General features: G+C 47.7%; 5 protein-coding genes. All 5 read left to right on the top strand.

What is annotated here, in order from left to right:
• Positions 1-2: 2 nt before the first annotated feature.
• Genes GC130_RS15365 through GC130_RS15385 form a run of 5 tightly spaced genes read left to right on the top strand, consistent with a single transcriptional unit; the run spans position 3 to position 12,978 of the window.
• Positions 3-2,612 carry an ABC transporter permease gene (locus GC130_RS15365; protein ID WP_151999221.1) on the top strand — a complete coding sequence of 870 codons (2,610 nt, stop codon included), beginning with the start codon at positions 3-5 and terminating at the stop codon, positions 2,610-2,612.
• The gene (locus GC130_RS15370) at positions 2,605-5,223 is read left to right on the top strand and encodes an ABC transporter permease (RefSeq protein ID WP_151999222.1); all 2,619 of its coding nucleotides are present in this window, start codon (positions 2,605-2,607) and stop codon (positions 5,221-5,223) included. Before GC130_RS15365 ends, GC130_RS15370 begins: the two co-directional genes overlap by 8 nt.
• Complete coding sequence (locus tag GC130_RS15375; protein WP_151999223.1) at positions 5,216-7,768, top strand: ABC transporter permease; 2,553 nt, start codon at positions 5,216-5,218, stop codon at positions 7,766-7,768. Before GC130_RS15370 ends, GC130_RS15375 begins: the two co-directional genes overlap by 8 nt.
• Positions 7,761-10,379, top strand: coding sequence for an FtsX-like permease family protein (locus GC130_RS15380; RefSeq protein WP_151999224.1), 2,619 nt, complete (start codon positions 7,761-7,763; stop codon positions 10,377-10,379). The genes GC130_RS15375 and GC130_RS15380 overlap by 8 nt, the downstream gene beginning before the upstream one ends.
• A complete protein-coding gene (locus GC130_RS15385; protein ID WP_151999225.1) occupies positions 10,372-12,978 on the top strand; it encodes an ABC transporter permease in 2,607 nt (868 codons plus the stop codon). Before GC130_RS15380 ends, GC130_RS15385 begins: the two co-directional genes overlap by 8 nt.
• The last annotated feature ends 2 nt before the right edge of the window (positions 12,979-12,980 follow it).

Consider the following 12,980-nt stretch of genomic DNA (forward strand, 5'->3'; position numbering starts at 1 on the left):
AAATGAATAACCATACTCCACCATCGCTGTTTCTCCGCTTTTTCCGCTGGTTCTGCCACCCGGATTACCGGGAGGATATTGAAGGGGATTTGCTGGAAAGGTTTGCTGAAAAGGTAGAGAAAAAAGGTGCAAGCAAGGCGGGATTGTTTTTCGCACTGGAGGTAGTAAAGCTTTTCAGGCCTTCGCTGATGAAGAATTTTACAGGTCAAACTCAAATAAACAATTACGGTATGTTTCGCAATTATCTAAAGATTGCTGTCAGGGTTTTCAGGAAGGAAAAGTCTTACAGCCTTATCAATACTTTTGGTCTGGTACTGGGTTTCCTCTGCTGCATGATGATTTACCTGTTCATCAGCGATGAGCTTAGCTATGACAAATTTCATGCTGATGGCGACCGCACTTACAGGGTAGCATCAGCCTATATGCGGGAGGGCCGGTGGGAGCCTTACGCCTCCAATTCCTGGCGGACGGCTGAGCTTATCGAAACCAATTTTGGAGAGGTAGAGGAGTTGGTGAGGATCATGACAAACAGGGACATCGTCGAGTATGGCGACAAGCGGATATATGAAGAAGCAATGGCTGTCGTCGACGAGAATTTTTTCAATGTATTCTCATTTCCCCTGGTTGCCGGAAACACTGCTTCAGCTTTGCGGGGAGCCAACAAAGTGGTGATTTCGGAAACGACGGCCAGACGGTATTTTGGGGATGAAGATCCCATGGGGAAAGTGTTTGAAGTGGATGACCGGGCTTTTCAACTACAGGTGTCGGGCGTCATGAAAGACATGCCTTCCAACTCGCATTTTCATTTCGATTTTCTTGTTTCCAGCGAATCGCTCAAACGCCTGGCACCCGAGGAACTGTTCACCAATATTGGTTGGGATTCGCAGCGGGTGTATGTCAAGCTCACCGAAGGCGTAGACCCTGCTGCTGTTGAGGAAAGGTTTCCCGAATTTATTAATGCCAACCTGGGCTTCTTTACCACGGCGAATTTCAAGCTCTTTTTGCAGCCTCTTGAGGACATCCACCTGACGTCCAACCTCGGGTTGGAGCTGGAAGACAATGGAAACATTACCCACATTTATATTTTTGCGGTAGTAGCGGCTTTCATCCTTTTTATCGCCTGTGTCAACTACATGAACCTGACCACGGCCCGGTCACTCCGGCGAGCCAGAGAGGTGGGTATGCGAAAAGTGCTTGGCGCAAAACGGGGTAACCTCATCACACAGTTTTTGTTTGAATCGTTTACCATGACGCTGCTGGCGCTGGTGCTGGCTTATGGATTTGCGCACCTGCTACTGTCGTCCTTCAACGAGTTCGCAGGTAAGGCGATCAGCAGGAGCGTATTGTTTGACGGCACGGTGCTGTTCACGCTATTTGTGTCTTTTCTGATCATTGGCGTGATAGCCGGGGCTTATCCATCATTCGTACTTTCTGCTTTCCGGCCCATCAATACCATCAAGGGGGGACGATCGAATGACCGGAAGAGCCATTTGTTGCGCAAAGGGCTTGTAGTAGTTCAGTTCGTCATTTCCATTGGCCTGATAGCCGCTACGGCGGTGGTATTTAAGCAGTTGAAGTTCATGCAAACCAAAGAATTGGGCATCAACGAAGACCTGCTGGTGGCGGTGCCCCTACAAACCATGGACCGCAGTCAGCTAAACGCCTATAAAAATGAACTGCTGGCGGATGCTTCTATCAGTGGAGCAGGCTATGCTAACATGAGGTTGCCGGGATGGATTTCTAATAGTGCACCCTATCGGGCTCAAAATGTGGAGGCTGACGAAGAAGAAGGAAAAACCCTCAAGATCATCAGGGTCGATGCGGATTTTCTTGACCTCGTGGATGCGGAAATGCTGGAGGGGAGGGGGTTTTCTAAAGACTTTCCCTCAGACGTTACCGCATCGGTGGTGCTGAATGAGGCCGCCGCCGCACAGCTGGGATGGGACGACCCGATAGGGAAATGGATAGAGGTGAACGACAATAGGTATACCTGCATAGGCCTGGTGAAAGACTTCCATTTCGAGTCGCTGCACAGGAGGATACCGCCTACCATCTTCGTGATGTCGCCGGTGTACTACGCATGGTCATACATCAAAATTGACGGAAACAATATTCCCGCAACGCTGGCACACCTGGAAACTACATATTCCAAATTTGTGACCAACAGAGACTTCAGCTATTCTTTCGTTGACGAGGACGTACGGCGACAATATGAAGGAGAGGCGAAGTTTACGCAGATTTTCGAAATGTTCACCGTGCTGGCCATTGTCATTGCTGGGCTGGGCACTTTTGGGCTCATCTCCTTCACAGCCGAGCGAAAATCAAAAGAGATTGGGATCAGAAAAGTGCTGGGGGCGTCTATTGGCAGTGTCACCTTCCTGCTAACGAGGGAATTCATCGTTCTGCTTTTGATTGCCAGCTTCATCGCCTGGCCTGTGACCTATTACTTTATCAGCGGTTGGATTGACGGCTTCGTTTATCGGACCTCCATCGGCGCAGAGCCATTTGTACTGGCCACAGCCCTTGCTATTGTTATTGCCATGCTGACTACCGTTTTCCGGTCGATGAAGGCAGCGATGGTCAACCCTGTAGAAGCCTTGAGAGATGAATAACCACCCACCCCAACTCCTCCTCCGCTTCTTCCGCTGGTTCTGCCATCCGGATTGTCAGGAAGATATTGAAGGTGACCTAACAGAGCGATTTGAAAAAAGGGTGGAGGAGAAGGGAGCATTTGCTGCCAAAGTCTTTTTTGTGCTGGAGGTTTTGAAACTATTAAGGCCTGACATTGTACGGCCAATGGAAGGGGCACAACGACTAAACCATTATGGAATACTGAAGAACCATATCAAGATTACGCTGAGGTACCTGAAAAGCCATAAGGCATTTACATTTATCAACCTTATAGGGCTAACTACGGGTATTCTGGTCTGCTTTTTTGCGCTGCTGTTTGTGGAGTTTGAGTTGAGTTATGATAAGTACCATGAAAATAGTGAGCAGATATACAGGCTGGTGACGGATGTGCAAACGCCGAACGGCCCCAGGCTTGAAAGTTCATCGCTCCCCATGGCGCCGGCAGTAGCGGCCAACTTTCCCGAGGTGGCAGATTACTCCAGGGTGTTTCTGGACTACATGATCGTGCAATCCGACCCGGAAACTTTCATGCGGGAAGACCTGGCTTATGCCGATGCATCTGTTTTTTCAGTATTCACACTGCCACTGGTAGCCAGTAATTCAGCAACGGTACTCGACGCACCTTACGACGCTGTGCTTTCGGAAACTGCTGCAACCAAGTACTTCGGTACCACCGACTGCCTGGGCAAGCAGCTTACGCTTGATGGGAGCACGAATGTGTATGTGGTAGGTGTGATGAAAGACATGCCTTACAACTCCCATTTCCGGACTGACATATTCCTTTCGATGAAGCTGCTAACAGAGGTTTGGAACCCGGGAATGAAAGACAACTGGAATGCTTTCGGTACCTATACTTATTTGCTCCTCAAAAACAAGCCACCCATTGCCAGCTTTAACCAGGAGCTTACCGATTTTGTGGCAGGTAAGGTTGATAAAGAGCAGGCCACTTTCCACATGTCTGTTGAGCCTCTGACCGACCTGTATTTACGTGCTGAGGCTCGGGGATTCAGGACAGGATCATCTGTTACCGGCAGCATCAACAATGTTTATATTCTGGCGATAGTGGCGCTGCTGGTGTTGTCTATCGCAGGCTTCAATTTTGTGAACCTGTCGACGGCACTTTCGCTCAACCGTGCCAAAGAAATCAGCGTGAGAAAAGTGTTGGGTGCTGCCAAGCGCCAACTGTTGTTTCAGTTTCTTGCAGATGCTGTCTTTCTTTCTCTTGTGGCTTTCACACTTGCCCTGGCGCTGTTTGTGCTGTTTTCCCCTTTCTTCAACCAACTGGTGGGCAAGCCTATCAGCACCAACATATTTAACCACCTCGGCTTTGTTGGCAGCCTGCTCGCCTTGACAGTGGGCGTGGGCCTTCTAGCAGGTATTTACCCTGCATTTTTTCTGTCTGGCTTCGACCCGGTCAGTGGACTGAAGGGCAAAGTGAAATCAGGGAGCAATGGTCATGCCATCAGAAAATCGCTGGTTGTTTCCCAGTTCTTCTTTTCGGTGATGTTGATCGCCTCTACGCTGGGTGTTTACCGGCAGCTTCACTTTATGCAAAACAAGGAGCTTGGCTACTCGAAGGAACAGAAGCTGGTGCTTGATTTTTACATGGACAAAAACATTAAGGAAAATGAGAAGATGGTCAAGCAGGAAATACTGGCTATACCTGGTGTTACCGCCGTCAGTATGTCGTCGTGCGTGCCTGGAAGCACCTGTCGCAGATACAACTTCTTAGTGCCTGGGGCAGATGGTACAATAACCAGTTTTGTTTCCGATCTGTACCGGATAGACTATGATTTTATCGATCAGTACAAGATGCAAATAGTGGCTGGCAGGGCTTTTCAGCAAGAGCTACAGTCAGATATTAGAAAGGCCATTGTTCTCAATGAGACTGCTGTGAGAACCCTTGGCTATGCCGATCCTGCGGAGGTGATCGGTAAGCCTTTTGACCAAAAAAACTGGTGGAAAGGGACGATCATTGGGGTGGTAAAAGATTTCCATTTCAAGTCGCTGAAAGAGAAAATAGAACCTCTTGCCCTGCAGATAGATCCTTCAAGATTCATGTTCCTTACCCTGGATGTTTCGGGCAGCAATATGCACGACATTGTCGACAAGTTGGAAGAAAAGTGGGGCGACTTTGGCCCTAAGCGGCCCTTTAGTTATTCATTTGCTGACCAGGCTTATCAGGCTCAATATCAATCAGAGGATCGCTTTGGTAAACTCGTGCTGATTTTTGCGTCCATTGCTTTGATGCTGTCAGTACTTGGGTTGCTCGGTTTGTCGGCGCTTGATACGCAACAGAGAGCCAAAGAAATAGGCATCAGAAAAATTCTGGGTGCTTCACCTTCCAGCTTGCTGGGGCTTTTGTCGAAGGATTTTCTCCTTCTTGTGCTGGTCGCTTCGGCGCTGGCGGTACCAGTCACGTTCTTTGGGCTGAGCAGCTGGCTCGAAGGGTTCGCCTACCGGATCGATGTGGCCTGGTGGCTTTTTGCTATTGCTATCTCCGTGGTGGTTATTTTATCTATTGTGATCATCGCTAGCCAGGTGCTGAAAGCGGCACTTGCGAACCCTATCCATGCGCTGAGAGATGAATAGGCACCACCCACCAAAACTCCCCCTCCGCTTCTTCCAATGGTTCTGCCACCCGGATTACCGGGAGGATATTGAGGGTGATTTGGTGGAGCGGTTTGAGAAGAGGGTGGAGGAGAAAGGAAAAAGGCAAGCCAGGTGGCTTTTTGTGTGGGATGTCTTGCAATTATTAAAACCAACGCTCATGAAACCAATATCAGGAATGCAGCAGATTTATGACGGAATGTTTTCTAACCATTTGAAACTCGCCTTCAGAGGCATGAAAAAGAACAAAGCTTTCTCAACGCTGAGCGTGCTGGGGCTAGGACTGGGGCTCGCCTGCACTCTTGGTATTTTTCTTTGGGTGGCCAATGAGTTGAGCTTTGACAGGTTTCATGCTAAGGCCGACAGGATATTCCAGGTCGAGCTTATCCTTCGGCAGTATGAGAAAAGCGTGGTGACGCCCGGACTACTGGCCGAAGCATTAAAACAGGAATATTCGGAAGTAGTGAACGCCTCCCGATATACTTTCCGCAGTGAGCCGGAAGCTATTAAAGCAGGAGAGAAACAACTCAATGGGAGAGGAGCAAAAACAGACGCTGCTTTTTTTAGCATGTTTGATTTCCCATTTGCATATGGTAATAGCTCAGGGTTTTCTGGCAATTCTGTGATTTTGACGCAAGCCCTGGCAGACAAATTATTCGACGGTGCTGAGGCCATCGGAGAGTTGGTGACGGTTGGAAACTCAGATACCTACCAGGTATCAGCGGTCTTAGCCGATCTGCCACAAAATTCATCTTTTCAATTCGATTTTATCCTTCCGTTTGAGCAAGTCGCCAGTCAGGATGAGAGCAGGGCCTGGGGTGCCTGGTTTTGTGCCACTTTTATTGAGCTTGATGGCCAAGCCACTGCATCGTCCCTGCTTTCGAAATCAAACGGACTCAAAACGCTCTACGACAAGATCGAAAAGCCGCATTGGTCAAGTGAGCTTATCGCACTACCCGATATCTACTTTCACGACAGGATGACTCCCTTTTTTCCCAGAAGCGGCGACATTCGGTATGTTTGGATATTTTCTATTGCAGGGCTGCTCATCTTTACTCTCACCTGCGTGAACTACATAAGTCTCACCACCTCCCGGTTTATCTCGCAGTTTCGGCAGGCAGGGTTAGAAAGAATACTCGGCGCCAATCCATGGCACACCATGCACAGGTATTTTGTCGAGGGACTTTTGAACATGATCCTTGGGAGCGTTGTGGCCATTATTTTACTGAGCCTGTTGGGAAGCTATTTTGGCATACCAATCTCAATTGTGGGATCCGTCATTAGCCACCAGGAAGTAGTCGCACTCATGGTGGCATTTATTGTAACCCTGCTTCTTATCATCTCGACTGTTCCTGCCTTGCTGATCAACTCGTCGAAGCCACTGGCAATGATCAAGAAAAAAGGGAGCGAGAGCTCAGGCGGATTTTCAGTGAGAAAATCGTTGGTGGTGTTTCAATTCTGCGTTAGCATCGCCATGGTCACCGGCACACTGATCTTCCAAAACCAGCTGACTTTTATTCGTGAAAGGGATCCCGGCTACACAAAAGAAAACCTGGTGACTGTAAAGATCGATGATCAAGACAGAGACAATGTTGAAGCCCTGAAAAATGAATTGGATCAGTCTCCCGACATAACCGCTATGTCTCGTTCGACATTTGAATATATCTATTTTGATATGCAAATAGGCGACTGGGAGGGAAAAGAGGTGGAAGGCACCCTAACCGTCAGACCAATGACTGCTGACAGTGAGTTTGTTGAGACGTTTGGTATAGCAATGGCCGATGGGAGGTTTTATGAAGAGGGTTATGCCGATGAGCAGTCGGTAGTGATCAATCAGGAGGCGGCAGAAAAAATGGGACTGACTTCGCCAATTGGTAAAACTGTGAAATTGCCCAGAGGTCAGGAAGTGAAGATCATAGGTGTAGTGAAGAACTTCAATTACTGGGGCCTCACCAAAGCCATTGAGCCTCTGTTCATCTTCAACGGAAACTCAGGTGATCTCTACATCAGACTAACTGGTAACGATAATACCCGGGCTTTGGCTTTCATCGGAGAATCATTCGAGCGATTAAACCCAGCGAGCTTGTTCAACTACGAGTTTTTAACCGATAGGTACGCAACGCAACATGCTGCTCATGCCAGGACGGGGGAGGTTTTTGCCGGCTTTGGGGTGATAGCTCTCGTGATGTCGTGCTTTGGTCTGCTGGCCATTATAACATTCACTATTGAGCGAAAAACGAAGGAGATTGGTATCAGAAAAGTGCATGGTGCGGCACCCCGGCACATCATTGGCTTGCTAATGAAAGACCTCGCTGTTTACGTGTTTATTGCCTTTTTGGTAGCTGCCCCGCTGACCTGGCTGGGCATGGACCAGTGGCTTCAGATCTTTTCGTACAGGATTACCCTTTCTGTTTGGCAGCTCCTGCCCGGAGGTGTTCTGGTGGCCGTGATAGCGACACTTGCCATTACTTATCAGGCGGTGGCTGCAGCTTTTAGAAATCCAATTGATGCTTTGAGAGATGAATGAGCACCACCCACCGAAACTCCCCTTTCGCTTCTTACGCTGGTTCTGCCACCCGGATTACCTGGAAGATATTGAGGGTGATTTGGTGGAAAGGTTTGAGAAGAGGGTGGAGGAGCTAGGGATAACCAAAGCGAATTGGATTTTCACATTAGAGGTACTCAGGCTGTGCAGGCCAGGTATTTTCAGGCCATTCAAGCCGACTAACAAATTAAGTAAACAAGCTATGCTCTATCATTACTCGAAAGTCACCTACCGGAATTTTCTACGTAACAAGGCTTTTTCGGCCGTTAACTTATCAGGCCTTGCCATTGGCATGGTGGCGGCTTTGATACTCGCCAAGTATGTGGGCTTTTCCTTCAGGTATGATCAATTTCATCAAAACAAGGATATCATAGTTGAGATTGATCAAACGGAAACAAAAAATGGCATTGCCACGAGTTATCAACACAGCACCTACTGGGAAACTGCAGCCATGGCGAAGGAGCAATACCCCGAAGTGAGGATGGCGACCCTCTACAGCAGAGACGTTGAGAAGCAGGTAACCGTAGCAGATGAAAGCGGATCATTGGTGAAGTTTAATGAGCGAAATATGTTCTCGGCCGACCCTGATTTTACCCAAATGTTCTCTTTTCAATTTATTGAAGGAGATCCCACAACCGCTTTATCGCAACCCAATTCCGTTGTGATTACCAGGTCGGTTGCGAAAAAATATTTTGGCGATGCGAAGGCATTCGGAAAGGCAATGAAGACGACCACAGCCTGGGGTGCGGAGAATACGCTACATGTTACCGCCGTCATTGAAGACGTGCCTGTCTATTCCAGGTTCAGGTTTGATTTTCTGAAATCTACCATCGGTTTCAATAATTATGATCAATGGGGTTTTGCAAATTATCCGACTTATCTTCTCCTCACTGAGGAGGCCAACCCAACAGAATTGGCGTCCAAAATAGCAACGGACATAAACGATGTGGAACAAATAAAGGCCGATGGAAGGCAGGTTAAACTCGCATTGATTCCATTGAGTGACGTTCGACTTTCCGAAATGGAAATCATGCTGTCGCTGGTAGGTTTTTTTATTCTTTTGATCACCTGGATCAATTTTATTAACCTAACAAGTGCCCAATCTATGAGTCGGTACAAAGAAACGGGTATTAGAAAGGTGCTGGGTTCTGAGAAACGTGAGATTGTTCGTCAGTTTATTTTTGAGGGCATGACCATCAACTTGCTGGCATTGGCCGCTGCCGTGCTAATCGTTTGGCTGCTCTATCCATTCATTCAGACTTATACTAATGGGAAACTGTTGCCCCTTTTCGGTGACCCCACGCCCATTAACTGGTTGTTCCTTTTATTATTCCTTTTTGGAGCGTTAGTTGCCTCTTCCTATCCAGCACTTATTTTATCCAGTCTTGATCCGATACGGTCTATCAAAGGACGGGTGCTTAATAACACAAAAGGCGTTGGCTTTCGGAAAGTGCTGGTCGTGGTGCAATTCAGTATTTCGATTATTCTCATCACCGGAATATTTGTGATTTCAGATCAGATGCGTTTCCTGAAAAATCAACCGCTGGGGATCACCCTTGATCAAACCTTGATTGTGAAGTCGGCGAAAGACGGAGCGGATGACAAAGTGAAAAGACATCAGGCATTCAAGGAAGGTGTGGCTAACCTTTCTTTTACCCGTGGTGTGACGTCTTCCACACAAGTGCCCGGACAGGGAAATGGGCAGGATATCTACTTCAACATAGAAGGAAAGAACATCACTGTTAGTGCAAACCTCATTGGCGTTGACGCCAGCTACATGGCTTACTATGGGGCAAAAATCATCGCTGGGGAAGACTTTTCAAAAGCCAAGTTTTGGGCCAATAGGCGAAGTATACTTATCAACCGGTCAACGGCCCTGGCGATGGGATGCTCAAGTCCTGAGGAGGCTATCGGACAAACGATCATTATACCCGAAAACGAAGACAGGACACTCAAAGTACTCGGTGTAGTGGAAGACTTTCATCAAAATTCGATCAAGGAGAAGATTCAGCCCATGACCTTCGAATTTAATCCATTCCGGGGGAACGCTTCCATTAGGATAGACTCTGCCTCCTACTCCAATTATCAGGAATTGGCTGCGTGCCTGGCGCAAATCGAGCGCATTTGGGACGAGGTGCACCCCGACCAGGTGTTCGAATACTACTTTCTTGATGAACAATTCAATAGCAACTATCAAGAGGATATTAGGTTCAGCCAGCTATTTAGCGCTTTTACCGCCATCTCCGTTTTCGTAGCCTCCCTCGGGCTTTTCGGTATGTCTATGTTCGTTGTGAGAAAAAAGAAAAGAGAAGTGGGCATCAGGAAAGTATTTGGCGCATCTGTGGCCAGCATTGTTAACCTCTTTTGCAGGGGCTATGTAGGGCAGCTTTCCGTTGCTGTTCTAACAGGATCGCCGGTGGCCTATCTGCTCATGCACAAGTGGCTTGAAGGCTATATTTTGAGAACGTCGGTCAGTCTCACTGCTATCGTAGCACCTGTCGCCCTGTTATTGGTCATCTCTTTTGTGAGTATCAGTACGCAGGTAATGAAGGCGGCCACAGCCAATCCAATCAATGCTTTGAGAGATGAATAGGCACCATCCACCCAAACTGCCCCTCCGTTTTTTTCGCTGGTTCTGCCATCCGGATTACCAGGAGGATATTGAAGGCGATTTGCTGGAACGATTTGACGCCAGGATTATTGGTAATGGCCCGACAAAAGCCAGGTGGCTTTTTACTCTTGATGTGATCAGACTTTTCAGACCAGCAATTATTAAACCCATTGGAGGCAGTTATCGCATGAATCAGTTCGGTATGTTCAAAAACTATGTGAAAGTGGGCTGGCGCAGTATGCTGCGCCAAAAGCTCTATACCGCCATTAATGTTGGCGGATTGGCGCTTAGCCTCACCACCTTTATTCTAATTTTTTTGTATGTCAGGCACGAGCTGTCGTTTGACAGGTTTTATCCTGACTCAAAAAGAATATACCGGACTTATCAACAACAAACATTCAACCCTTTTATGGGTAGCGATTACTTTGCCGTAATGCCAGCTGGGTTCGCTGAAACACTCATGAGTGATTTTCCGGAGGTGGAAGCGGCTACTTCGCTACAGGCACCAACCCGAATTATCACAATGGGAGAGGTAAGCTATCTGGAAAAGGGAATCTCTGCGGATCCTCAATTTTTTAAGGTGTTTGGCTTCAATTTTTTAAGAGGGGATGCGGAGAGCGCACTCTTGATTCCAGAAAGCATAGTGCTGACCGAGTCGCTGGCCCAAAAGCTTTTTGGAAGCGATGACGTTATGGGAACGTCGTTAACTTTGGATGGCCGAAAGGTTCAGGTGACCGCTATTATTCAGGATCCGCCTCTCAACTCCACGCTGCAGTTTACGCATGTTTGGAGCCTTGAGGCAGATCAGTACTATCTGGACGATAAAGCAAAGGAAAAGTGGGAGGGAAATGCATTTTACTCTTTTCTGAAGGTGAAAGAAGGTGCCGATGCTGTTGGACTACAGGCCAAGATGCCGGAGCTTCTGAAACAACGATGGGCCTACGACGACTACCCGACTTACTTGATCCAGCCAATCACGGAATGGCATTTGCAAACGGCGGTCAATTTCGATCTTGGCCCAAGAGGAAACCCTGCGCAGCTGGCACTTTTTTCAATGATAGCTGCATTGATTCTGATACTTGCGTGCGTCAACTACATGAATTTGGCCATTGCCCGATCTATTGGCAGAGCAAAGGAAGTCGGGTTGCGGAAGGTAATTGGCGCTCACAAATGGCAGCTGGTGATGCAATTCCTAGGTGAGTCGGTATTTGTTACTCTCGCTGCGTTGGCAGTGGCTGCACTATTGCTACCGGCCTTTTTGCCATACTTCGGGCAGATGGTCGACAGGACGCTGGTGTTCAACATGGGTGACTTTATTATGCTAGCCCCCGGTTTGTTGCTGTTGGTTATTATTGTAGGTATACTATCCGGCAGTTACCCCGCCTTGTTTATGTCGTCGCTTGTGCCAGTAAAGGTGCTGAAAGGGAAAATGAATGCGTCTGATTCTGGAATTCGTCTGCAAAAAGGTTTGATCATCGGGCAGTATGCTATTTCTGTTGCCATGATTATCTGTAGCCTTGTGGCTTATGCTCAGTTTAAGTTTATTAGCGAAAAGGAACTTGGATTTGAAAAAGAGAATGTTTTTACCATCAGGTCTTATGATGGTAATGTAAGAGACAGCTTTGAGGCCATAAAAGCAGACTGGCTGGCAAATCCGAAAGTGGTGGCTGTCACTGTTTCTCAGAACCTTCCGACTAATGTAGAGCAGAGTAACGTGGTTAGCCTGAAGGAGGAAGGGAAAGAGACTGATTATGATCATACCATTTATCAGCTGAGAACCGACGAAAACTACCTGAAAGTATTTGGCATGGAGCTGATTGCAGGAAGGACATTGTCACCTGAGTATGCGCTTGATCAATCCTCCAAAAATATTGTTGTGAACGAAGCGGCCTGCCGGGAGTTTGGGTGGTCTGTTGACGAAGCGGTGGGAAAGACCTTTACATCTGGCTGGGAGGGTGACAAGACCATTGTGGGGGTGATCAAAGATTTTCACATGCATTCAATGCACATGACGATTGCTCCACTACTGGTAGAACTGAGGGAGAATTTCCGCTACATTTCTGTAAAGGTTATGCCAGGAGACCTTCCTGCAACTGTGGTTTCTCTGGAGGAAACATTTCGTAAATACTCTTCCCTTCCCTTCGACTACGAATTCCTGGACGATAATTTTGATAAACTTTATAAGGCAGATATTCGACAGGGCGAAATATTTGGCTTTTTCACCGTAATAGCGCTTTTGATAGCCTGCCTCGGTCTGTTTGGCCTTGCGGCCTTTAGTACGCAGCAACGTGCCAAAGAGGTGGGCATACGTAAAGTTCTGGGAGCCAGTACGGCCCATATTGTTTCGCTGTTTGCTTTCAGGTTCATCAAGATGGTGACGATCGGCTACCTGATAGCTTTACCGTTCGGTTGGTGGTTAGTTGACCAATGGCTGCAAGGTTTTGCCTATCGGATTAGTGTGCATTGGTGGATGCTCGTGCTTCCCGGTCTGGCGGCGTTGGCAGTGGCTTTTTTGACCATTAGTTCTCAGTCGGTAAAAGCAGCTTGGACCAACCCGGTAGATGCTTTGAGAACCGAGTAACC

Origin of the sequence: Imperialibacter sp. EC-SDR9, assembly GCF_902498805.1 — a bacterium.
Lineage (GTDB): Bacteria > Bacteroidota > Bacteroidia > Cytophagales > Cyclobacteriaceae > Imperialibacter.

Excerpts from the sequence above, each read along its gene's own strand:
- GC130_RS15365 (WP_151999221.1), top strand. The coding sequence starts at position 3 with ATGAATAACCATACTCCACCATCGCTGTTTCTCCGCTTTTTCCGCTGG.
- GC130_RS15370 (WP_151999222.1), top strand. The coding sequence starts at position 2,605 with ATGAATAACCACCCACCCCAACTCCTCCTCCGCTTCTTCCGCTGGTTC.
- GC130_RS15375 (WP_151999223.1), top strand. The coding sequence starts at position 5,216 with ATGAATAGGCACCACCCACCAAAACTCCCCCTCCGCTTCTTCCAATGG.
- GC130_RS15380 (WP_151999224.1), top strand. The coding sequence starts at position 7,761 with ATGAATGAGCACCACCCACCGAAACTCCCCTTTCGCTTCTTACGCTGG.
- GC130_RS15385 (WP_151999225.1), top strand. The coding sequence starts at position 10,372 with ATGAATAGGCACCATCCACCCAAACTGCCCCTCCGTTTTTTTCGCTGG.